At 48.5% G+C, this 21,861-nt stretch carries 24 protein-coding genes and 1 tRNA gene; all 25 read right to left on the reverse strand.

Annotation, left to right across the window (positions count from 1 at the left end):
* Nucleotides 1-69 precede the first annotated feature (69 nt).
* Complete coding sequence (locus tag DBO31_RS01200) at nucleotides 70-570, reverse strand: GNAT family N-acetyltransferase (RefSeq protein ID WP_200817427.1); 501 nt, start codon at nucleotides 568-570, stop codon at nucleotides 70-72.
* On the reverse strand, nucleotides 567-1,049 hold the full coding sequence (locus DBO31_RS01205; protein WP_150824243.1) for a MarR family transcriptional regulator: 483 nt from the start codon (nucleotides 1,047-1,049) through the stop codon (nucleotides 567-569). Before DBO31_RS01205 ends, DBO31_RS01200 begins: the two co-directional genes overlap by 4 nt.
* Nucleotides 1,050-1,209: 160 nt before the next feature.
* Complete coding sequence (locus tag DBO31_RS01210; protein WP_200817428.1) at nucleotides 1,210-2,085, reverse strand: NAD(P)-dependent oxidoreductase; 876 nt, start codon at nucleotides 2,083-2,085, stop codon at nucleotides 1,210-1,212.
* 13 nt (nucleotides 2,086-2,098) lie between these two features.
* Nucleotides 2,099-3,067 (reverse strand): D-2-hydroxyacid dehydrogenase, encoded by a 969-nt coding sequence (locus tag DBO31_RS01215; RefSeq protein WP_150824244.1) that lies wholly within the window; start codon nucleotides 3,065-3,067, stop codon nucleotides 2,099-2,101.
* Nucleotides 3,068-3,135: 68 nt separating this feature from the next.
* A complete protein-coding gene (locus DBO31_RS01220) occupies nucleotides 3,136-4,311 on the reverse strand; it encodes an iron-containing alcohol dehydrogenase (protein ID WP_150824245.1) in 1,176 nt (391 codons plus the stop codon).
* Between the two features lie 196 nt (nucleotides 4,312-4,507).
* Nucleotides 4,508-5,449: an ornithine carbamoyltransferase gene (locus DBO31_RS01225; RefSeq protein WP_059075771.1), complete on the reverse strand. Its 942-nt coding sequence runs from the start codon at nucleotides 5,447-5,449 to the stop codon at nucleotides 4,508-4,510.
* Nucleotides 5,450-5,654: 205 nt separating this feature from the next.
* Nucleotides 5,655-5,852 (reverse strand): cold shock domain-containing protein, encoded by a 198-nt coding sequence (locus tag DBO31_RS01230; RefSeq protein ID WP_059075770.1) that lies wholly within the window; start codon nucleotides 5,850-5,852, stop codon nucleotides 5,655-5,657.
* Nucleotides 5,853-5,979: 127 nt separating this feature from the next.
* Complete coding sequence (locus DBO31_RS01235; RefSeq protein WP_059075769.1) at nucleotides 5,980-6,468, reverse strand: dihydrofolate reductase; 489 nt, start codon at nucleotides 6,466-6,468, stop codon at nucleotides 5,980-5,982.
* Nucleotides 6,468-7,259 carry a thymidylate synthase gene (locus tag DBO31_RS01240; protein ID WP_059075768.1) on the reverse strand — a complete coding sequence of 264 codons (792 nt, stop codon included), beginning with the start codon at nucleotides 7,257-7,259 and terminating at the stop codon, nucleotides 6,468-6,470. Before DBO31_RS01240 ends, DBO31_RS01235 begins: the two co-directional genes overlap by 1 nt.
* Nucleotides 7,260-7,264: 5 nt before the next feature.
* Nucleotides 7,265-9,091, reverse strand: coding sequence for a DNA helicase RecQ (gene recQ, locus DBO31_RS01245; RefSeq protein WP_075582074.1), 1,827 nt, complete (start codon nucleotides 9,089-9,091; stop codon nucleotides 7,265-7,267).
* Nucleotides 9,092-9,167: 76 nt separating this feature from the next.
* On the reverse strand, nucleotides 9,168-10,355 hold the full coding sequence (locus tag DBO31_RS01250; protein WP_150824246.1) for a PLP-dependent aminotransferase family protein: 1,188 nt from the start codon (nucleotides 10,353-10,355) through the stop codon (nucleotides 9,168-9,170).
* A 158-nt stretch (nucleotides 10,356-10,513) separates the two neighbouring features.
* Entirely contained in the window at nucleotides 10,514-11,713 is a 1,200-nt protein-coding gene (locus DBO31_RS01255) for a PLP-dependent aminotransferase family protein (protein ID WP_059075765.1), read from the reverse strand.
* A 141-nt stretch (nucleotides 11,714-11,854) separates the two neighbouring features.
* Complete coding sequence (locus DBO31_RS01260; RefSeq protein WP_075582073.1) at nucleotides 11,855-12,802, reverse strand: bifunctional riboflavin kinase/FAD synthetase; 948 nt, start codon at nucleotides 12,800-12,802, stop codon at nucleotides 11,855-11,857.
* A gap of 11 nt (nucleotides 12,803-12,813) precedes the next feature.
* The gene (truB, locus tag DBO31_RS01265; protein ID WP_059075763.1) at nucleotides 12,814-13,695 is read right to left on the reverse strand and encodes a tRNA pseudouridine(55) synthase TruB; all 882 of its coding nucleotides are present in this window, start codon (nucleotides 13,693-13,695) and stop codon (nucleotides 12,814-12,816) included.
* Entirely contained in the window at nucleotides 13,692-14,636 is a 945-nt protein-coding gene (locus DBO31_RS01270; RefSeq protein ID WP_150824247.1) for a bifunctional oligoribonuclease/PAP phosphatase NrnA, read from the reverse strand. The genes truB and DBO31_RS01270 overlap by 4 nt, the downstream gene beginning before the upstream one ends.
* Nucleotides 14,637-14,641: 5 nt before the next feature.
* Entirely contained in the window at nucleotides 14,642-14,989 is a 348-nt protein-coding gene (rbfA, locus tag DBO31_RS01275; RefSeq protein ID WP_059075762.1) for a 30S ribosome-binding factor RbfA, read from the reverse strand.
* 17 nt (nucleotides 14,990-15,006) lie between these two features.
* Nucleotides 15,007-17,478, reverse strand: a complete 2,472-nt coding sequence (infB, locus tag DBO31_RS01280; RefSeq protein WP_059075761.1) for a translation initiation factor IF-2 — start codon at nucleotides 17,476-17,478, stop codon at nucleotides 15,007-15,009.
* Nucleotides 17,475-17,801 (reverse strand): 50S ribosomal protein L7ae, encoded by a 327-nt coding sequence (locus tag DBO31_RS01285; protein WP_150824248.1) that lies wholly within the window; start codon nucleotides 17,799-17,801, stop codon nucleotides 17,475-17,477. The genes infB and DBO31_RS01285 overlap by 4 nt, the downstream gene beginning before the upstream one ends.
* On the reverse strand, nucleotides 17,798-18,058 hold the full coding sequence (gene rnpM, locus DBO31_RS01290; RefSeq protein WP_150824249.1) for an RNase P modulator RnpM: 261 nt from the start codon (nucleotides 18,056-18,058) through the stop codon (nucleotides 17,798-17,800). The genes DBO31_RS01285 and rnpM overlap by 4 nt, the downstream gene beginning before the upstream one ends.
* Before the next feature lie 9 nt (nucleotides 18,059-18,067).
* A complete protein-coding gene (nusA, locus tag DBO31_RS01295; RefSeq protein WP_150824250.1) occupies nucleotides 18,068-19,246 on the reverse strand; it encodes a transcription termination factor NusA in 1,179 nt (392 codons plus the stop codon).
* A 15-nt stretch (nucleotides 19,247-19,261) separates the two neighbouring features.
* Nucleotides 19,262-19,720 carry a ribosome maturation factor RimP gene (gene rimP, locus DBO31_RS01300; protein WP_150824251.1) on the reverse strand — a complete coding sequence of 153 codons (459 nt, stop codon included), beginning with the start codon at nucleotides 19,718-19,720 and terminating at the stop codon, nucleotides 19,262-19,264.
* Nucleotides 19,721-19,853: 133 nt separating this feature from the next.
* Nucleotides 19,854-20,531, reverse strand: a complete 678-nt coding sequence (locus tag DBO31_RS01305; RefSeq protein WP_234995346.1) for a hypothetical protein — start codon at nucleotides 20,529-20,531, stop codon at nucleotides 19,854-19,856.
* A gap of 24 nt (nucleotides 20,532-20,555) precedes the next feature.
* Nucleotides 20,556-20,640: transfer RNA gene (locus tag DBO31_RS01310), tRNA-Leu, on the reverse strand.
* Nucleotides 20,641-20,651: 11 nt separating this feature from the next.
* Nucleotides 20,652-21,227, reverse strand: coding sequence for a lytic transglycosylase domain-containing protein (locus DBO31_RS01315; RefSeq protein ID WP_150824252.1), 576 nt, complete (start codon nucleotides 21,225-21,227; stop codon nucleotides 20,652-20,654).
* Nucleotides 21,228-21,230: 3 nt separating this feature from the next.
* The coding region (gene coaE / locus DBO31_RS01320) for a dephospho-CoA kinase (protein ID WP_234995347.1) at nucleotides 21,231-21,861 on the reverse strand (631 nt) is incomplete at its 5' end.

The raw sequence follows: 21,861 nt of genomic DNA on the forward strand, positions 1-21,861 counted from the left end.
CCTGATAAGCAACGCTCAAACATGTGTCTCCGGCTATTTCTCTGCAGATTATTACCGGTCCCGGTCCGGCTAAACGCATTTTTGGAAGGCAATCTTGTGACTATTGGCAAAAATGACAACACCACAATAGGTAAATCCCATTTTTTCAATGATGTGCCGCATAATTTTATTGTCTTCATCCGTATCGATACGGATATTATATACTTCCCGTTCCCGGGCAATCCGTTCTGTTTCGGCAAAGATCTGCTGCGCCAGTCCCCTGCCTTTGACAGCATTATCTACGGCAGTTCTGTGAATGACGGCATACGGTTCCTCATTCAGCCATGTTCCCTTTAAAGAGTCATAAGCCGGTTCCCCGCGGAAATCGATTCCCGTATAAGCCATAATAATACCGTCATCAGTCATGACATATCCGATTCCATCCCGTATATCTCTTTCTATATCCTCTTGTTCCGGATATCCATCCTGCCATTGATCGACACCGTTTGCCTTTAAAAAAGCCTTGGCCTGCCGGATTAGTTCCATAATGCGCATCGTATCATTTTCCTGTGCTTTCCTGAATTCCATCATACGCCTCCCTTTCCTATATCAGAAGGATTCTTATACTCATGAAATAATAGCCAGTCTGTTTCGACTGACTGCTGGACACGCTCTATCAGCCCCAATAGCAGACGCTGTTCTTCTGCCGACATGCCTCGGAAACAAACTTCCAGCTCGCGGTTTTCTTCCGCCAGGATTTCATCATATACCTGCCCGGCTTTCACCGTAGGAAACAGATTCCATGCCCGGCCGTCCCGGGAATCAGGTTTGCGCAGGACATAGCCGGCTTCCATCAGTTTGCGCACGGCTTTGGCAGTCGTCCCTTTATCGACGCGGCACATCCGTGTCAGCTCAATCTGCTTAATACCCGGATGTTCACAAATGCGCGTCAAAAAAATAAACTGCCCACGCTGTAACTGCTTATTACGAAACCTAAGCTCCATAACAGACTGGATACTACGGTATATAGCTCCTATATCCCGCAATAAAAGACTCTGTAATGTCATCATCTCATCCCTCCTGCTTAGTTGAAAGTTCAACTAAGCAAAGTATAGAAAGAATAGAGTGATTTGTCAAGTCGTATCTTCCTAAAAAGAAAGCTGGAGCAAAATGAAAAAAGGTTCATTTAACTCCAGCTTACCTCCGCATCAGTTCTACGGACAGACCGTGCTATTTTTCCATATCGATATAATGTTTAATCAGAGCCTGGGATCCTTCGTTTTCATGTCCTTTGGCTGCCAGGTCTTCAAAATCATCCAGTACTTCTGGAACCATATCCAGCTTCAGTCCCAATGTATCCGCTTCCTGCGAAGCCAGTTTTAAGTCTTTGATGATATGTTTGATAAAAAATCCCGGCTGATAATTTCCGGCAAGAATCTTGGGGCCGAGAGCAGACAGCTGGGCACTGCCGCCGGCTCCCGTAGACAGGGAGTCGAATAATACCTGCAAATCCATGCCACGGGCCTTCCCATAGGCCAGTGCTTCGCAGACACCGCTCAGGGCACCGGCCACGAGAATCTGATTAGCCATTTTGGCATGCTGGCCATTTCCCGCCTGGCCCTGGTAATTAATATTGGTGCCTACAGCCTGGAAAATCGGCATGCAAGCTTCGTAATCTTCCTTGTCTCCGCCGACCAGCATAGACAAAATACCTTTGATAGCCCCGCTTTCACCACCTGTGACGGGGACATCCAGAACATGAAATCCTTTTTCGCTGCCGTCTTCGTGAAGCCGGACTGCCAGAGACGGGCTGGATGTCGTGCAATCGATCAAATACGCTCTTTTTTTGGCCGAATCAAAGATATTATCTTTTCCATAGTACACTTCTTCTACGTCTTTTGGAAATCCGACCATGGTAATGACCGCATCACACCCTTGCACGCATTCCTTGATAGAATGATAAAAAGCAGCCCCTTCGGCAATGACATCTTCGACTTTTTCTTTGTGCCGCGCAAAGATATGTAACGAAAAACCGGCTTTCATGAGATTCCGTACCATCGGTTTTCCCATAATACCTACACCAATAAAAGCTATTGTCTGAATCATATTCCTTGCCTCCTTATTTTTTATAGCCTGTCTGAAAATCTACGATATTTTTCATCTTGCCACCATAGAAATAGGCCTCTAAGTTTTCACAGGCAATCTGCACAATCCGGTTGTGCGTTTCTGCCAGATGATATCCGCCGGAAACGTGGGGTGTAATATAAATCCCCGGTACCTGCCACATAGGATCATCGGCCGGCAGCGGTTCCGGATCGGTCACATCCAGAGCAGCACCTGCCAGATGCCCCGATTTCACGGCTTCCATCAGATCTTCCTGAACGACACAGTTGCCGCGGCCGATATTGAGGAACCAGGCTCCCTGTTTCATCGCCGCGAAGCGTTCCTTGTTATAAAGATGGTATGTAGCCGGCGTATCGGGCAGGCTGGTTGCCACAATATCCGCCTTAGCCAGATAGTCATCCAGTTTATCCATCGTTCCCATTTCATCTGCTTCCGGCGGGACTACCGTACTGCGGCGGCGGATTCCCGTCACATGGGCCCCCAAAGCCTTCAGGCGTTTGCCAAATTCACTGCCGATATCGCCGAACCCGATGACCAGCGCCCGGGCCCCGTATACGGATGTGACCGGTCCTTCGTCTTTCCAAAGGATTTGCTTCTGATTATCATAATAGGCATATAATTTCTTCATCATCGCCAGCAGCTGGGCCAGCATATGTTCCGACAGTGCCAGTCCGTAGGCTCCGGTCGCATTGGTGAGGACCGCCCCTTCCGGCAGGACCCCTTTTTTTATATACGCACCAGTCCCGGCACTGTTCAGCTGCATCCAGCGCAGATTCGGTGCTTTCTTCACCAGTTCAGGATCCAGATTGCCTATGATGATTTCTGTATCAGACAATACATCTTCCGGTACCTGTGCACCTACGGCTGCCTGATTATCGGCAAAATAAACCGGGTAATCTCCGGCGGCTGCATTCAGCCACTTTTTGTGTTCTTCTGTCACTGGCATAGCTACTACTATTTTCATACAAATCCTCCTCAAAAATGCACTAGTATACTTTTCCATATTAACGATTTTACGTATTTTCAGGCTGTTTACAGTGCCGCTTTATATATGCGGTACATGTCTTCTTCATCCAGAACTTTTGCCGATCCCTGATGACCGCCACACCCTCTGGCACACAGACGAGCCATCTGCTTCAGCTGATCATCTGTAGGAGTGATACCTAATTCGTGAATAGAGATGGGCATTCCAATGGAATGATAAAACGATTCCATCTGTTCAATCCCCGCCAAAGCCACCCTGTCGTCAGGACCTTCGGACACACCCATGACCTGTCTGGCAAACCGCACAAACCGTGGCAGGCAATCGCGATAGACGTATCGTGCCCATGTACCCCAGATAGCTGCCAGGCCGGCCCCGTGGGTCACATCAAACATGCCGCTCAGTTCATGTTCCAGTTTGTGGCAGGAAAAATCGCCGCCGTCATTGCCGCATCCCGTGAGGCCGTTATGAGACAGGCTGCCGGCCCACATGATTTCTGCCCGCGCTTCATACTGTTCCGGATGTGCATGGAGAATGACGGCATATTTCATTACCGTACGGAGTAATCCTTCCGCTATGCTATCGGTAATTTCCATATTGCCACCTTGCGTAAAATATCGTTCCATCGTGTGCATCATAATATCCGTACACCCGGCCTGGGTCTGCCAGTCCGGCAGGGTCATGGTCAGCTCAGGATTCATAATGGCAAATTTTGCCCGTGCCAGGTTTGTATTGCACGACCGTTTAAGCCCTTCATCTTCTTTGGTGATGACCGAACTATTGCTCATTACACTGCCCGCTACGGCAATGGTCAGTACACAGCCTACAGGCATACAGGCCTGGGGCTTGCGTTTCCCGCAGTAAAAATCCCAGACATCCCCATCATTTGCCAGCCCATAGGCGATGGCCTTTGCTGAATCAATGACGCTGCCGCCTCCCACTGCCAGGACGAAATCGACATGGGCTTTCCGGCACAGTTCAATCCCCTGATACACCAGTGATAAATGAGGATTGGGGACGACACCGCCCAGTTCGACATACGAAACACCGGCTTCATCCAGAGACTGTCTGACCCGCTGGATCAGGCCAGAACGGACGGCACTGCCTCCGCCGTAGTGTATCAGAACAGACGTACCGCCATATTCTTTCACGAGTGCCCCCGCCTGGCTTTCCGTTCCTCTGCCGAAGACAACCCGGGTGGGAGCATAAAATTCAAAATTATACATCAACATCACTCCTTGTTCCATAATCACCGGTACTCTAACCAAATTGTACCTATCCACCATCATTTCTGCAAGCGCTTTTTATGGAACTCCGTCCGATTAGAGAAACGTGAGATTCTTGAAAAAGTTGCTGATAAAAATGCCCCTATAATCCGAAATAATACGTTCCGGCTTATAGAGGCATTGCAAATATAAGGATTTACCAATCAAGTTTACCGGTAATGAGGTATACGAGAAGACCTTTTTCGGCATGGCGGCGGTTTTCGGCTTCATCCAGAATCGTTTCCAGATGCTGTTCCATCACATCTTGGGTAATTTCATAGCCCGGATGAATCGGCATATCGTGGAATACCATCGTATCCGTACCTGCCATCAGGTCTGCATCGATCTGATAGGGCATCATCATGCCGATAATCTTGTTTTTCTTTTCCGCATAGTCCGGATTGGTGAAAAATTCCATATCGACCCACGTATCAGTGTAGACGCAATCGACTTCAGCAACGACTTTTTTCAAATCTTCCTTACTGATATTGTCAGGCAGTTCTTCATAATGACCTGTAGCCTTGAGGCCTTCGTAGAACTCATCACCGACGCCCATGACCTGGCTGAACGGAGTCAGGCCGTACATCTTGCCACCCAACATGGTAACAATTTCACTGAGGGAATTATACGTATTATTCTTGGCTCCAATATACAAGACTTTGACATCAAAATGACCCGTCTTTTCATACAGCGTCAGCATATCGGCCAGCGCCTGTGTCGGGTGGAACGTATTATCACAGCCGTTGATGACCGGAACAATCGAAGCATCCATGAAACCATGGGTCGTTTCCGATTTTTTGAAACGTCCCATAATGCAGTCCACGTTACGCCCTACGTATTTAACTTCACTGGGAAGATCGCCAATAGTAAAATTACTGTCTTTCCAGAGCTGATTATACGACTTGCCACCCAGTTCTTCCATCCCGATATTGAACGATAAATATGTCCGGTTCGATGTCTTTTCAAACAGAGTATACAGCTTTTTCCCATCCAGTAAATGAGAGAAAGCCTGCTGATTCTGTTTAATTTTTTCTGCCAGAAGTAATATGCCTTTTAATTCATCCGCCGTATAATCGGCAAAACTGTTGACGTGTTTCATATATATTCACCCTCCATATGCAATCAATCCTGTATATTCTCTTGAATATGTGTATATCATAGCATATAAGCGTGTATATTTCAAGTTTTTATGCAATAAATATGCAGTAAAATTCATCTGCATGTTATCTTTCCCGTTTCACTCTAAAAAAAACCGGCAACCATGAGGTTACCGGTTAAAAGGTCTATATCCTGAAAGCGCTCGATTAGGCTTTAACTACGTTAGCAGCCTGCGGACCACGTGCACCATCTACGATATCAAAATCAACTTCCTGACCTTCTGTCAGGGATTTGAAGCCGTCTTCCTGAATAGCGGAGAAGTGTACGAAAACGTCGCCGCCATCTTCTCTTTCAATGAAGCCATAACCTTTTTCTGCGCTGAACCATTTTACTTTACCGTGCATAACAAAATCCTCCTAAAAAAAACAAATGCAGCTATTCTCTAGCTCTAATAGGTAGTGTATCATACCAAACATTCAATGTCAACCAATTTCTTATTTTCATTATGACATAAAAGCATAGTATAAATCTTTATTTACGCAGATAATGAACAAAAGAGAAGGGATAAGCATTGCGTTCATCTGCCTCATGGGCATCCCTTGCCACTTCCTGCCAGCGCGTCCGGTCCAACGGCGGGAAAAACGTATCTGCCGGCAGTTCCGCATCAATTTCCGTCAGATACAGGCTGTCAGCACGCCCCATGAATTCCGTGTATAAGGAAGCACCGCCAATGATAAAATACTCCTCACCGGTCCGGACAGCCCGTACCATATCATCCATATCGTGAAATACGGTGATGCCGGGATGAGTTTCTTCATAATCCCTCTGTCCGGTCAGCACCCAGTGTGGCCGCCCCGGCAGCAGTCCCGGAAGACTTTCAAAGGTCTTCCGTCCCATAATGATTGTATGCCCCATAGTCAGGTTCTTGAAATGCTTTAAATCGGCAGACAAGTGGCAGAGCAGCTGATTATCTTTTCCAATTCCCCGCGCCTTATCCACAGCAGCAATCATGTGCAGCATCAGACGGCCACCTCCATTGGTAATTTACCCAAATGCTGATATCCGTCAAGGGCGATATCATCAATAGTAAACTGGTAGAAATCGTGAATATCGGGATTAATACAGAGCCTGGGCGCCGGAAAAGCCTGACTGCGCCGTGACAGCTGTGTTTTCATCGCATCGATATGATTTTCATAAATATGGGCATTATTGATAACATGGGTAAACAGTCCCGGCTTCAGGCCAACCGTCTGGGCAATGAGATGGATGAGTACGGCATACTGCGTCATGTTGAACGGTACGCCCAGTCCCATATCGCCGCTGCGCTGTACCAGCATGCAATTGAGTCGTCCGTCGCTGACATCCCACAACGTCTGAAAGGCACAAGGCTGCAATGCCATGTCGGGAAGGTCATCTATATTCCACAGCGTAACAATCATCCGCCGGTTCTGCGGGTCATGACGCAGCATATCCAGCAAATGATCTACCTGCTTGTATTTACGTATCTGATACCCGTAAGCTTTCCCAATCGTTCCATCAGGGCGCATCCATTCATCCCAGACATGGCAATTCATCTTCTGCAGCTCCCGTACATCATTACTTTGCAGTTGCCAGATCCAGAGAATCTCCTTTACGGCCGTCTTAAACGCAACAAATTTCGTAGTCAGAATGGGAAATTCTTTTTCCAGGTCAAACTGAAATATCTGATGAGGAAGTTTATACGTCGGTATCCCTGTGCGGTTATTCGAGTAATATCCCTGTTTTAAAATCCGTTCTACCATATCCAGATACTGTGTATCGGCTGAACTCATGTACATCACCTCTGTGTAGTTTGAAAATCCTGAACAGCCTGGCAAAAAATGCGGCCATATTTATGCAGCTTGAACTCACCTACCCCTTTAATGCGGGACATCGCCTCTTCCGATACGGGGCGGCTGGCTGCCATTTCCCAAAGTGTGGCATCGGAAAAAATGACGAAAGGCGGAATATGTTCTTTTTTTGCCAGATCCATGCGAACTGACCGGAGTACCTCAAAGAGGGGCCGGCAGGCTTCTTCATCGATAGATTCAGATACAGATTTTTTCTTCCGCGCCGGCCGGGCCGCCGGTTCTGTTTCTGCCGCGATGGCAATTTCCTGTATAGCCCGTTTCCGGCCTTTCAATACATCCCGTCCGTCAGCAGTCAGAGAAAGGACGGGGTATTGCCCTTCGGACTGCTGCACGAATCCATCTTCCAGACTTTGCCGGATCATATCGCGGATTTCTCTGGCCGCATAATTGCTTAGCATGCCAAAGCTCGTACAGCGCTGGAAACCATAATGGCGGATTCGGGCAGTCATACTCCCCTTTAGTATATCACAGACCATCGTCATTCCAAAACGCCCTTTCACCTCGTCGATACATAGGCAAATCGGCCGGACAATCTGGGTCGTATCTTCCTGGACGACTTCCTGATCACAATTGCCACAATGTTCACAGCGGTCCCAGGATGGTTTTTCTCCAAAATACCGGAGAATATACTGGCGCAGGCAGTGACGGGTTTCGCAATATTCAATCATGGCGTTCAGCATCTGCAATTCTTTTTTCTGCTGTTCTGGTGAATGGACAGAGTTTTCGATGAGGAATTTCTGAATCATGATGTCACGCCGGTTATACAGCAGGATGCATTCTCCGGGAGCTCCGTCCCGTCCGGCCCGGCCCGCTTCCTGATAATAGCTTTCGATGTTTTTTGGCATCTGATAGTGAATGACGTACCGGACATTGCTCTTGTCGATGCCCATGCCAAAGGCATTGGTTGCTACAATGACGGAAATTTTATCATAGGTAAACTGTTCCTGTACCTTCTTGCGCGCTCCATCGGTCATACCGGCATGATACCGCCCTGCGGCAAACCCGCGTGCTTTTATTTCCTTGTACAGGCGGTCTACCTCTTTCCGCGTCGCCGCATAGATGATGCCGCTGTCCTCTTTATTCCGGGCCAGATAGGACAGGATGAAAGAAGTCCGGTCTGTATTGCGGACGACGCGGAAGTACAGATTCGGACGGTCAAACCCGCCGATAAAGACCCGTTCATCCTGAAGGCCCAGGAGGTTCATCATATCTTCTTTTACCTTCTGAGTCGCCGTCGCCGTAAAGGCCGCCACCACCGGACGGTGAGGCAGTGCTTCGATCCACGGGCGGATAGCGCAATACCCGGGCCGGAAATCATGACCCCACTGGGATACACAATGAGCTTCATCGATGACGACCATATCGATTGGCATAGACTGCATGAAGCTCGTAAAAAATTCATTCTGCAGCCGTTCAGGAGAAATGTAGACGAGCTTGACCCGGCCACTCCGTATTTCTGAAAACCGCTGTCTCGACTCTTCCAGTGTGCACTGGCTATTGATAAACACGGCCGGTATATGCTGTGCCAGCAGCGCATCTACCTGATCTTTCATCAATGAAATGAGGGGAGAAATGACCAGTGTAAGGCCGGACATCAGCAATCCCGGTATCTGGAAACAAAGTGATTTTCCGGCTCCCGTCGGCATAATGGCCAGGCAGTCACGATGCTCCATGATCGTGGCAATGACCTCCGCCTGTCCAGGGCGGAACGATGAATAGCCAAAATACTGTTTCAGGACATCTAAAGGCCGCAAAACTATCTCTCCTCTCTAAAAAAAGGGCATGCCACAGGCACGCCCTTGATCATGAATCCTTCCAGAAATTCACGGATTATTTCGATAATTCTTCTTTGAGCACCTCTCCCAGCCGTTTGATGCCTTCTACGATACGGTCTTCTGGCATGTTGGAGTAATTGAGGCGGAAGTGGTTGCCATTGCCGCCATTGGGATAGAAAATACCACCCGGTACATATGCTACATCTTTTGCCAGACATTTCGGCATCAATTCTTTGGCGTCCATACCTTCCGGCAGGGTAACCCACGTGAAGAGACCGCCCTGAGGATAGGTAAACTTGCATTCTTCCGGGAAGTACTTCTTCATCGATTCACACATGAGGTTGCGGCGTTTGGCATATAATGCGTTGATTTCTTTGATGTGGGCATCCATATCAAACATCTGGCAGTAATATGCGGCCTGGCGCTGACCAAAGGTCGAAGTGCCGAGATCGACGGCCTGTTTGAATTTGACGAATTTATCGATAATTTCCGGATTAGCAATAGTCCAGCCCAAGCGCAGGCCCGGCATGAAAATCTTGGAGAACGAGCCGAGGAATACGACTTTTCCCTGCGTATCCATGGACTTCAGGGACGGCAGTTTTTCAATGTCATAACGGATTTCACCGTAGGGATCGTCTTCGACGACCACGACATCATATTTGTTGATGACATCCATAAATGCTTTCCGGCGTTCTACTGGCCAGGTGATACCTGTCGGGTTCTGGAATTCAGGAATAACATAAATCATGCGGACGCTTTTATCTGTAGCAAGGATTTTATCCAGCTCTTCCGGGATAATGCCCTTGTCATCCGTCGGTACTTCAATATAGTTAGGTCTTACCGGGTTAAAGGCCATGATGGCACCCATATAAGACGGGCTTTCCATAGCAATCGTTTCGTCTTTATTGACAAGAATCTGCGACAGGATAAACAGGCCCTGCTGTGAACCCGTCGTAATGACGATATCTTTTGCTTCGCAGTCAACGAAGAAGGACTTCTTCATCCGTTTGGCAATTTCTTCACGCAGTGGTACATACCCTTCTGTCGTACCATACTGAACAGCCTTACGGCCTTCCTTTTCATAAATTGCCTGATCGACCTGCTTCATTTCTTCGATTGGGAACAATTCTGGTGCCGGCAGCCCCCCTGCAAACGAAATTACTTCCGGTTTTTCCGTAAGTTCCAGCAGTTCCGCAATATCAGAAGCTTTTAATGTGTTTGCAAAATCAGAAAATTTTGTCATGTAAATCACCCCTATGTTAATATTACTCCCCAGTGGTCAAATTATAACACTAACATAAAGAGATTGCAAATTACAAAATTCCAGTGATGGCAAAAAGTAATACGTATACAAAAACAAGGCAAGGATTTTCTCCCTGCCCTGTTCTCTGCGTTCAGTCATTATTTCATTTTGGCAATTTCTTCTTTCAGTACATCGCCCAGACGTTTTACGCCTTCTACAATCTTATCTTCCGGCATGCACGAATAGTTCATGCGGAAGTGATTTTCTCCTCCGCCATTCGGATAGAAAGCACCGCCCGGTACATAAGCTACTTTCTTTTCCAGTACTTTCGGCATCAGTTCTTTGGCATCCATACCTTCAGGCAGTTCAACCCAGGTGAAGAGACCGCCTTCCGGATAGGTGAATTTGCATTCTGCCGGGAAGTATTCTTTCATCTTGTCGAGCATAAGTGTGCGGCGTTTGCCATAAAGATCACAAATATCTTTGATATGGGCATCGATGTCGAACATATCGAGGAAGAAAGATACCTGACGCTGTGCAAAGGACGATGTCTGCAGGTCAGCTGCCTGTTTGTATTTAACGCATTTATCGATAATCGCCGGATCGGCTACCATCCAGGCTACGCGCAGACCTGGCATCATAATCTTCGAGAACGAGCCGAGGAATATGATATTCCCCTTCGTATCCATCGATTTCAGGGACGGAACTTTGTCACCGTCATACCGCAGTTCGCCATACGGGTCATCTTCAATGACCGGGAAATTGTACTGGTTGATGAGTTCCATGAACGCTTTACGCCGTTCGATAGGCCATGTTACCCCTGTCGGGTTCTGGAATTCAGGAATGACATAGGCCAGGCGGATCTTATCGCCATATTGTTTCAGGATTTTTTCTAATTCTTCGGGAATGACGCCCTTGTCGTCGGTTGGAAGTTCTACGAATTTAGGTCCGCACAGTTTGAATGCGTTGAGTGCTCCCAGGTAGGTTGGACTTTCAACGAGCATGATATCGCCAGGATTGATAAAAATCTGAGGGATGAACGACAGGCCCTGCTGCGACCCGGACGTAATAAAGACTTCATCGATTCCGCAATCGACCATAAATGATTTTTTCATCCGTTCACAAATATGCTGCCGCAGTGGTACATATCCTTCCGTCGTGCCATATTGTACAGCCGCTTTCCCGTCCTTATCAATAATAGCAATATCTACTTTTTTTAATTCTTCCAGAGGGAATAATTCCGGAGCCGGAAGACCGCCGGCAAAAGAGATAATTTCTGGCTGGGCTGTCAATTTCAACAGTTCACGTATTTCCGAAGCTTTTAATCCATTTGCAAGATCTGAAAATTTGTATTCCATACTCTACCACTCCTTCGCAAAACTGAACGCAACCTTTATCTATGCTTTAATTATATCATTGTTATGACATAAATTCAATTTAACTCAGATGAGAATTAAATTAAAATCAGATTAAAAGCAGATTAAAAATGACAGGACCTGTCATTTAAAACAAGTCCTGTCATTATCATCCAGATAATTCAGCGTATCAACCTGGTCCTGCTCCATCTGACGCTGGAGCGCTTCCGTCGTCTGAAAGGGGATTTCATGGCGCAGCCGTTTATAAAAACGGACGCAAAGGCATTTGCCATATATGTCTCCCTGCCAGTTGATGATATGCGTTTCTATCCGGCGGTATTGATTGGTAAAAGTCGGATTGTCGCCAATATTGGTCATAGCCGGCCGGTACGCACCATCGACGAATACATCGGTTACATACACGCCATCCGGTGGCATAGCCATGCGGGGTGGTATTTCCATATTGGCCGTCGGGAAGCCGATAAGCCGTCCCCGCCGGTCACCTTCCACGACCATCCCTTCGATTTCAAAAGGTCTGCCCAGCAGGCTGGCCGCCGTTTCCATGTGGCCCAGCAGGACCAGTTTGCGGATGACCGTACTGCTGATGGGCGTCGCCCGGCCGGGCCGTTCCAGCAGATGCAGCACCTGTACGGGAACTCCATGGCCATCCATAAAGTCACGCAGTGTTTCCGTGTTGCCTGCCGCCCTGGCGCCGTAAGTAAAATTCGCTCCCACTACTACCGATTTGGGATGCAGATAATCCAGCAGCTGCTGGCAGAATTCATCCGGTGATTCATCGATGAGGTGACGATTCATGGGCAAAAGGACGAGACCATCCAGGCCCAGTTCTTTTATATACCGTTCCTTCTGCTTTACCGTAGCCAGGCGCGCCGGTTCCTTTTCCGGACACAGCACGGACAGCGGGTGAGCTGCAAAGGTCACGACTACAGCTTTGGCCTGCAGCCTGCGCGCCGTATCAATAGCCGTCTTCATGACCATCTGATGCCCCAGATGTACGCCATCAAAGGTTCCCAGAGCGACTACTGTTGCCGTGTAGTCTTGCGCTTCTTCAAAAGAATGAAATACTTGCATCGTCGATTACCTCACAATGAATCCGCAAACATTTTGTGCGGGCGGATGACATGATGTTCTTTATCGAAACGGGCAATCCCCGTAAGCACGCCCCGGTCCGTATAGACACGCAGGATTTCACCATGCGTCATCTGCCGTCCGGCGAAAGGAACAGGCCTGCCCTGAAGAAGATACAGGCAGTTTTCCCGGGACAGAGTTACCTTCCGTACGGCTCCCATAGAAGCATCTGCCGGCAGGACATAGCGCAGCGGGTCACAGGTCAGTTCTTCCAGCGTCGCCGCATCTTCGATAGTAAACACGCCGGCCTGTACGCGCACCAGATAAGACATACAGGCACAGGTTCCCAGATACTCGCCCAGATCCCGGACCAGAGAACGGACGTAGGTCCCCTTGGAGCAGGTCACGGCCAGCGTCCCCCGGCGTTCCTGCCAGGATAGGAGCCGTATATCATGTATCGTCACATCCCGTTCCGGCAGGGTAAAATCCTGATGGCTGCGGGCTAATTTATAAGCCTTCACGCCGTGTATACTGATAGCGGAATACCGCGATGGCGTCTGCTTGATCGGCCCCATAAAATGCTGCAGTGCCGCTGTCATGTCCACGGCGCTCACAGCAGGAACGGGCTTCCGGTCTACGACCTGTCCGGTAATATCCTCTGTGTCGGTCGCAATTCCCAGCAGAAATTCCGCATGATACGTCTTCGTATCGCTGTCTCCATATTCGATGAGCCGCGTTGCCTGTCCCAGATACACAGGCAGTACGCCTGCCGCCAGCGGATCCAGCGTACCGGCATGACCGATTTTTTTCATCTGGTAGATGCGGCGCATCTGACTTACTATATCGTGACTGGACATGCCAGTCGGTTTTAACACATTGACAATTCCCTGTATCATACAGCTTTTAAAATTTCCTTTATAAGCATTTTTTTTGCTTTTTCCAGAGGCGCACCGATAGTACATCCAGCCGCACGGACATGACCGCCCCCTCCAAAAACAGACGCTATGGCGTTGACATCCGCCTGTTTGGAACGGAGACTGACCCGCGTTTCCTCATCGCTGATATACTTCACCGTAAAAGCTATATCGACGCCCTTGACTGTCCGGGCATAGTCAATATACCCGCCTGTATGTTCTCCCGTATATTTCAGGACATCCGGTGAAAATGTAATGCCCGCCACTTTGTTGTTGCCAAATAATTCAATATGTTTCAGCACTTCTGAAAGGGCGTGAAGCTTTACCAGAGACTGGGCTTCCAGATGTTCCGAAATGACATGGGGCATGGCACCGGCATCGACGAGAGAGGCTGCCATGCGCAATGTATGACCTGTCGTATTGCTGAATTTAAAGAAGCCGCTGTCAGTTGCAATAGCCATGTACAGAGCCATGGCCTCCGGCTGGTTCACCCCGTCGCCCCATGTAAGAAAAAGCTGTGTCAGGATTTCTCCCGTCGCCGCGCATTCCGGCCGGATATATTCGTACCGGGCAAAATGCGCATTGGAAATATGGTGATCAATATTCAGTACATCCCCATGGATGAGTGATTCAACGGCACCGCAGCGGTCGGCTGACGTCGCATCGAGGATAACGGTCAGCCAGGAATCATCCGTATGGACAGCAGCCGGCTTTTTAAACTGGCTGACACCGGGCAGGAAGAAAAACTTGTCGTCAATGTCATCATCGATGATGGTGACGACCTGCTTGCCCATCCGCTCCAGATAGTCCTGCATGGCCACCAGGGACCCGATGGCGTCCCCGTCGGGATTGACATGGGCCGTCAGCAGGACATGGCTGTAATGCTGCAGCAGGTGGCGGATTTCTTCTGGTGTAATATTCATGGACATCAGTCCTTCTTTTCTATATCACGCAGTATCTTATCGATTTTCATCCCATAATCGAGGGATGTGTCTTCTTTGAATTCAATCGTCGGCGAATAGCGGATTCCCAGCCTTTTCCCGACTTCGGAACGGATATATCCATTCGCGCTTTTCAGTGCTTTCAGCGTATCGGCCTTTTCGGCATCGCTGCCAAACAGGCTGACATATACGGTCGCTTCCCGCAGGTCGCCTGTAATCCGTGCATCGGTTACGGTGATAAAACCGATGCGCGGATCTTTCAGCTCCCGCAAAATAATATTGGAAACTTCCTGCTTGATGAATTCCTGTATTTTACGTACTCGTAATTCTCCCATAGTTGTCTTCCCTCACTTTATTCCGGTTCGACTTCTACCATTTCGTACGCTTCGATTTCGTCGCCTTCCTTGATATCGCGGTAATTTTCCAGCGTGATACCGCATTCATACCCTTCGGCAACTTCTTTCACATCATCTTTGAAACGGCGCAGGCCGTCTACTTCGCCTTCATGGACGACGATGCCATTGCGGATCAGGCGCACCTTGGATGTGCTGGAGATTTTGCCTTCTTTGATATAAGAACCGGCGACAATGACCTTGGGAGTCGTAATGACTTTGCGTACTTCTGCCCGTCCGGTAATATGTTCTTCGTATTTCTTTTCCAGCATCCCTTTGATAGCTGCTTCAACATCATTGATGGCATCATAAATGACCCGGTACGTACGCATATCGACATTTTCATGTTCCGCAGCCTTGCGGGCCGATGCATCAGGGCGGACGTTGAAACCGATGATGAGGGCATTCGATGCTGACGCCAGCATAATATCCGATTCATTGATAGCCCCAACGCCGGAATGAACGATAGAAATGCGGACTTCATCACTCTTGATGGCCATGAGCGACTGGCTCAGCGCTTCTACGGACCCTTGTACATCCCCCTTGACAATGAGGGACAATTCTTTCAATTCGCCCTGCTGAATCTGATTGAACAGGTCATCCAGCGTAACCTTGGCATTGACGTGCAGTTCAGACGACCGTTTCTTTTCCAGTCGTTTTTCGGCAACCGAACGGGCCGTCTTTTCATCCGTCGCATCGAGGATATCACCGGCTTCCGGTACATCATTCAGACCGAGGATTTCTACCGGGATAGACGGTTCTGCTTTCTTGACACGTTCGCCCCGTTCATTGGTCATGGCCCGCACCTTGCCGTAGCAGGAGCCGACGATAATCGTATCGCCTACGTGGAGCGTCCCTTTCTGGATTAGTACGGAGGCTACAGGACCGCGGCCTTTATCCAGTTTGGCTTCGATAACGACGCCCTGGGCCGGACGGTTCGGATTGGCTTTGAGATCCAGTACTTCTGCCAGTACCAGGATGTTTTCCAGCAAATCATCCAGGCCGATTTTCTTATGAGCGGAAACGGGGACCATAATCGTATCGCCGCCCCATTCTTCACTAATCAGGCCATATTCCGTCAGCTGCTGCATGACCTGCTGGGGATTGGCGCTTTCTTTATCGATTTTATTGATAGCAACGATAATCGGGACACCAGCCGATTTGGCATGGTTGATTGATTCAATCGTCTGGGGCATGACACCATCATCGGCGGCAACGACGAGGACAGCAATATCCGTTACCTGGGCACCGCGGGCACGCATGGCCGTAAAAGCTTCATGCCCCGGCGTATCCATGAATACGATTTTCTTGCCTTCATAGCGGACCTGATAAGCCCCGATATGCTGGGTAATACCGCCTGCTTCATGACTCGTGATATGACTCTGGCGGATAGCATCGAGCAGACTGGTCTTGCCATGGTCAACGTGGCCCATGATTGTGACGACGGGGGGACGCGGCTGAAGAGATTCAGGCGGATCGATGATTTCTTCGATTTCCGTAGGATCTTCCGGCGGTGCTTCCTTCGTGACGGCGACGCCAAATTCATCGGCAATCAGCGAAGCTGTATCATAATCGATTTCCTGATTGATGGTAGCCATAATGCCGCCCATGAGCAGCTTTTTAATGACTTCACTGACTTCGCGGCCCAGCCGTTCGGCAAAATCTTTGACGATAATCGTTTCCGGAAGTTCGATAGACGTCGGGTAATTTTTCTTTTTCGCCGACGTATCCTGCATAGCCACATTCTGGCCACCATGCTGGTTCTTATTCCGTTTATTCTTATTCTTGCCTTTATTCAGGACATTGGACAAAAGCGTATGAGGCCGGTTCTGGTTTGATGCGTTCTTGCCATTATGACCGGACGGACCAGAATGTTTGTTATTCTTCCGGTTGTCATTGCGTCCCGTATTATTCTGCTGACTGTGGCCAAAATACTTCGTACGCTTCGTATCATTTTCACGAGCCGGCTGACTGCCGTTTTTACTATTCACATTCCCTTTGTGATTGGGATTCTGATTGCCCTGATGATTCTGGTTAGTCTGTTGAGTCTTCTTCATATTCTGCTGCTGACGATTGAAATTATTGCGGGACTGTCCTTCTTTTCTGACATTTCCCTTTTCTGTTTCCGGCCGTTGTCCCTGATTATTCTGCGGGCGGTTATTCCGGTTCTTGTTGTTCTTTTCTGGTCTCTGTTCATTTTTACGGACGTTCTGGCCGTTATTTTTCCCAGCCTGCATAGCCGCCTTTTTTCTCGTGCCATGAGCATCAGTATTTTCTTTTTTCGGCGCATATGCCTTATCCAGTACACGCTTTGCCTGATCATCTACACCAGAAAAATTCGTTGCCTTTATATTATGTTCTCCCAGAGTTTTAATAATATCGCTGGCCGATACGCCCAACTCCTTTGCCACTTCATATACTCGTTTCGTCATCTGGTTGCCCCCTTCTTCATCGCCTGTATCACGTCATCTATCGCTTTGGCAAATCCCCGGTCCGTCAATAATACTACCACATTCTGAGACTTCCCGACTGTTCTGCCCAGTTCTTCTTTCGTATATATATCTACAACCGCTATATTCCTGCGCACTGCAATGCGGCGGTATTTTTCTGCATTCTCACCGCCATCGCTGGCTACAAACAGGAGCGGCACTGCATGTTTCTTCAAATAATTTTCTGCAGCGAAATCGCCACACACCGTCTTCCGCGCCCGACAGGCAAGGCCCAGAAGATTGCCGATCCGTTCCTGCCCTGTCATTCCAGATCCTTGCGGAGTTCTTCATAAATTTCAGGAGACACCTTTGTCTTTAAAGAACGTTCCAGCCTGTGTTCCTCATAGGCCTTTTCCAGGCACTCCGGATTCTGGCAGATGTACACGCCGCGCCCGGATTTCTTCCCTGTCTTGTCGATTTCGACATTTCCTTCAGGCGTGCGTACGATGCGGATCATCTCTTTTTTGCTCTTCTGTTCCTGGCAGCCGGCACAGACCCGCAAGGGAATTTTTTTCTTTTTCATGGTCCTCACCTACTCTTCCGTATGCTGGTCCGCTTCCACATCGCAAACTGCTGCATCTTCTACTTCCGGAGCAGAAGGCATGGCCAGGTCGGCTAACAGGTCATCACCGTCCAGCTCTTCGCCAGCCGGTTCATCCTGTTTCTGTTCCGCCAGTTCCGCAGCCTGGCTTTCGCTCTTGATATCGATTTTCCAGTTGGTCAGCTTAGCCGCCAGACGGGCATTCTGACCGGCTTTGCCAATAGCCAGGGACAGCTGGTAATCGGGAACGACGACGTTAGAGGTCTTTTCCGCTTCATCAACCGTTACCGAAACCACCGTTGCCGGGCTCAGGGCATTGGCAATGTAGACAGCCGGATCTTCATCCCATTTCACGATATCTATTTTTTCATTCTGCAGTTCTGTCACAATATTCTGCACCCGTACTCCTTTCGGACCGACACAGGCGCCGACACAATCCACATTTTCATCGCGGGAATAGACGGCAATTTTCGACCGGCGGCCCGGTTCACGGGCAACGGATTTCAGTTCTACGACGCCATCATAAATTTCCGGAACTTCCAGTTCAAAGAGGCGCTTTAACAGGCCCGGATGTGTCCGGGAAACGAGAATCTGGGCGCCCTTGGTCGTCTTGCGTACTTCCACCACATAACACTTGATACGCTGGCCGACCGTATACGTTTCCGTCGGAATCTGTTCGGAAACGGGCAGGACCGCTTCTGCTTTCCCCAGATCAACATAGACATTGCGCTGTTCGATACGCTGGATGATCCCCGTGATGATGTCATCCTGACGGTTGGAAAATTCATCGTAGACGATGCTCCGTTCGGCTTCACGCAGCCGCTGGATCATGACCTGTTTGGCTGCCTGGGCAGCGACACGGCCAAAATTCTTGGGCGTCACATTGACATTGATGACATCGCCTGCCGAATATTCCGGGTCCAGGATCTGGGCCATGGCCAGAGAAATTTCGGCGTCTTCATCTTCTACCGTTTCCACTACCGTCTTAGGAGCCAGGATTTTATAATCGCCAGTCAGGCGGTTTAATTCTACGACGGCGTTGGGATTGGCATCTGGCTCTTTTTTATAGGCCGTAATCAGGACCGCTTCCAGCGAATCACAGATGACATCGGCAGAAACGCCCTTTTCTTTGGACAAATAGGCAATCGCATTGAGTAATTCCTTGTTCACTTTCATGTACCTCCACTAAAAATCAATATGTAACCGTATCTGGGATATATCTTTCATGTCCAATGTTTCTTCCGTTTCATCATGGCTGACTGTCAGGACATCGCCTTCCCTGCCTTTCAGCACAGCGGTCAGAAGTTTCGTTCCATTATGGGGCTTGAAGAAATGAATATCGACATCGCGGCCCTGGTAACGGATAAAATCTTTTTCCTTTTTCAGGACCCGGTCCAGTCCCGGGGAAGATACTTCCAGAAGATAATTGTCACTGATGGGATCTTTTTCATCCAGTATCTTACTGAGTTTTTCACTGACGGCCTGGCAGTCTTCCAGATCGACGCCTCCCTGCTTATCAATAAAAACCCGTAAATACCAGTTCCATTCCCGGACGTATTCCACATCGACGAGTTCTAATGCCGTACCGGCAATGATTTTTTCAACTTCTTCAGCTACCAGTTCTTCAATATGTTCGCGTCTCATAATTCACCTGTATCTTTCCCGACGAAACCCTGCAAGTAAAAGTTAAGAGTGGGCTTCCACCCACTCTTAGAAAAGTTTACATCTAATTAACTAAAGTATACCACCAACAGCGTTTTCTGACAATGAAAAACGCTCACTCTGCCGCCTTTAAATCAGCAGCAATGGAGTCCAGCACAGGCAGGAGACGTTCCTGCAATGCTTTTTTCAGGAGCTTTAAATCACTGCTGTCAAAATCATGTACCAGATTGGGGAAATTATGTATCCGCCGTTCGGCAAAAAAATCATCCCGGAGTATGTTGTACATGAGTGACAAACCGCTGCGCGTCGCTCCATCATAGTAAGCCAGGATCATATACGACCCATTAATGATCCGCACGGCATCATTGGGACGGATCAGCCGCCTGAAACCGGCATATGATTCCGGCAGGAAGTCATCCCAGTCCACCGTCGTGATTCCTTTATCCTTCAACAATACACTGAAATTCTCTTCCCGATCTACATAATACGTCCGGATCAGCTCCGGGAGCCGGGATTCTACCATATTACGAAAACTTTCAAAATTTTCCGTAATAAATTCAATGAGCGCAAACTCCAGCATTCCAATATCCGTACGGACAAATAATTCATTCGTTTCCGGATTGATTGTCCCCCGTACGGTCCAGCCATTATCGTCATTCGTATATAGAAAAATCAGGTATTCCTTATCTTTCCCATGATCCTGTACCATGTGCTGCTCTGCCGTTAACTTAAAATCTCCCACCTGAAGTGGGAGACTCGAAGTGATATTCCATTGTTTGACTGTTTCAATCAATGTATCATCCATAGGGCAAAAAAATGGTGCGGTTGGTGGGAGTTGAACCCACACGATCGATGATCACTGCCGCCTGAAGACAGCGCGTCTGCCATTCCGCCACAACCGCATAAAAAGAAATTAAAAGTTATACAGTTTTTTGTATTGCCTTTCGTTCAACAAGACTATTTTAACATACTCTCTCGTTTCTGTAAAGGGTATTTCTTCAATTTTTTTAAAGTTTTTGTCCCAGCCATATTCATCCATCCAGGAATCGACATGGCCGCGTCCGGCATTATACGCTGCCAGAGCCAAAACTTCATTGCCGTCATACTCTTTGAGAAGATATGCCAGATACCAGGTACCCATCCTGATATTCGTCTGTACATCGTTCAGCTGGGCAGGACGAAAATTTTCCATCCCCATCTTTTCAGCAATCCATTTGCCTGTATCAGGCATAATCTGCATCAGACCGCTGGCACCCCGGTGAGACGAGGCCGACCGGTCAAACTTGCTTTCCACCAGAATCACTGCCGCTACCAGCGCCGGATCCACGTGGTTTTCATAGGCATACTGTCTGACCATATAGTCATACTGCAGAGGATATACGATTTTACGCATTACATCGTCTTTCCAGGTAAAGAAATACGACGCAGAGAAACAGGCAACCAATACAGCTGCTACAATTTTTACCTTTGTATTATTTCTCCGTCTCACAGCTTACTCCCCAGATTGAATCCGTTTCATCAGTTCATGCCACTCATACCGCACCTGTTCTTCTGTATCTTCCAAAGAACCAGTATTGTCGATGATAACCTGAGCCAATGACCGTTTTGTATCAATAGGAAGTTGAGCATGGATGCGTGCCATTGCTTCGTCCCGTGTATAGTGATTCCGCGCCATCAGCCGTGAAAGCTGCGTCGCCGGATCCACATATACGAGCCATGCTTCATCAACGTACGTGTTGTATTTTATCTCAAATAGCAATGGCATGTCAAGGAAAATGACCGGATTTTTTTTATTTTTTTCAATTATTTCAATTGTATCATTGATTCCCCGCTGGATGAGAGGAAATAAAATGCCTTCCAACTGCGCCTTTTTCTCCCTGTTTCCAAAAACGACGCGGCCTATATACGCCCGGTCCATCGTGCCATCTGCGCACAACGTATGCGGTCCGAAGGCGTCAGCAACGGCCTTCAGTCCTTCCGACCCGGGCCGGACTACATCATGGGCGATCTGGTCACAGTCGATGATTCCCGCCCCCAGCTGACGCAGCATGGCCACAACCGTACTCTTCCCCGAAGCAATACCTCCCGTAAGCCCAATCTGAAACATACCGTCCTCCCCTTTC

The sequence above is a fragment of the Megasphaera sp. DJF_B143 genome (assembly GCF_900320625.1).
GTDB classification, from domain to species: Bacteria; Bacillota; Negativicutes; order Veillonellales; family Megasphaeraceae; genus Megasphaera; species Megasphaera hexanoica.

What these genes read in the sequence shown, in the direction of transcription:
- DBO31_RS01200 (WP_200817427.1), bottom strand. Translation starts at nt 570, where the DNA reads ATGATGGAATTCAGGAAAGCACAGGAAAATGATACGATGCGCATTATG.
- DBO31_RS01205 (WP_150824243.1), bottom strand. Translation starts at nt 1,049, where the DNA reads ATGATGACATTACAGAGTCTTTTATTGCGGGATATAGGAGCTATATAC.
- DBO31_RS01210 (WP_200817428.1), bottom strand. Translation starts at nt 2,085, where the DNA reads ATGATTCAGACAATAGCTTTTATTGGTGTAGGTATTATGGGAAAACCG.
- DBO31_RS01215 (WP_150824244.1), bottom strand. Translation starts at nt 3,067, where the DNA reads ATGAAAATAGTAGTAGCTATGCCAGTGACAGAAGAACACAAAAAGTGG.
- DBO31_RS01220 (WP_150824245.1), bottom strand. Translation starts at nt 4,311, where the DNA reads ATGTATAATTTTGAATTTTATGCTCCCACCCGGGTTGTCTTCGGCAGA.
- DBO31_RS01225 (WP_059075771.1), bottom strand. Translation starts at nt 5,449, where the DNA reads ATGAAACACGTCAACAGTTTTGCCGATTATACGGCGGATGAATTAAAA.
- DBO31_RS01230 (WP_059075770.1), bottom strand. Translation starts at nt 5,852, where the DNA reads ATGCACGGTAAAGTAAAATGGTTCAGCGCAGAAAAAGGTTATGGCTTC.
- DBO31_RS01235 (WP_059075769.1), bottom strand. Translation starts at nt 6,468, where the DNA reads ATGCTGCACATGATTGCTGCTGTGGATAAGGCGCGGGGAATTGGAAAA.
- DBO31_RS01240 (WP_059075768.1), bottom strand. Translation starts at nt 7,259, where the DNA reads ATGAGTTCAGCCGATACACAGTATCTGGATATGGTAGAACGGATTTTA.
- DBO31_RS01250 (WP_150824246.1), bottom strand. Translation starts at nt 10,355, where the DNA reads ATGACAAAATTTTCTGATTTTGCAAACACATTAAAAGCTTCTGATATT.
- DBO31_RS01255 (WP_059075765.1), bottom strand. Translation starts at nt 11,713, where the DNA reads ATGGAATACAAATTTTCAGATCTTGCAAATGGATTAAAAGCTTCGGAA.
- DBO31_RS01260 (WP_075582073.1), bottom strand. Translation starts at nt 12,802, where the DNA reads ATGCAAGTATTTCATTCTTTTGAAGAAGCGCAAGACTACACGGCAACA.
- truB (WP_059075763.1), bottom strand. Translation starts at nt 13,695, where the DNA reads ATGATACAGGGAATTGTCAATGTGTTAAAACCGACTGGCATGTCCAGT.
- DBO31_RS01270 (WP_150824247.1), bottom strand. Translation starts at nt 14,636, where the DNA reads ATGAATATTACACCAGAAGAAATCCGCCACCTGCTGCAGCATTACAGC.
- rbfA (WP_059075762.1), bottom strand. Translation starts at nt 14,989, where the DNA reads ATGGGAGAATTACGAGTACGTAAAATACAGGAATTCATCAAGCAGGAA.
- infB (WP_059075761.1), bottom strand. Translation starts at nt 17,478, where the DNA reads ATGACGAAACGAGTATATGAAGTGGCAAAGGAGTTGGGCGTATCGGCC.
- DBO31_RS01285 (WP_150824248.1), bottom strand. Translation starts at nt 17,801, where the DNA reads ATGACAGGGCAGGAACGGATCGGCAATCTTCTGGGCCTTGCCTGTCGG.
- rnpM (WP_150824249.1), bottom strand. Translation starts at nt 18,058, where the DNA reads ATGAAAAAGAAAAAAATTCCCTTGCGGGTCTGTGCCGGCTGCCAGGAA.
- rimP (WP_150824251.1), bottom strand. Translation starts at nt 19,720, where the DNA reads ATGAGACGCGAACATATTGAAGAACTGGTAGCTGAAGAAGTTGAAAAA.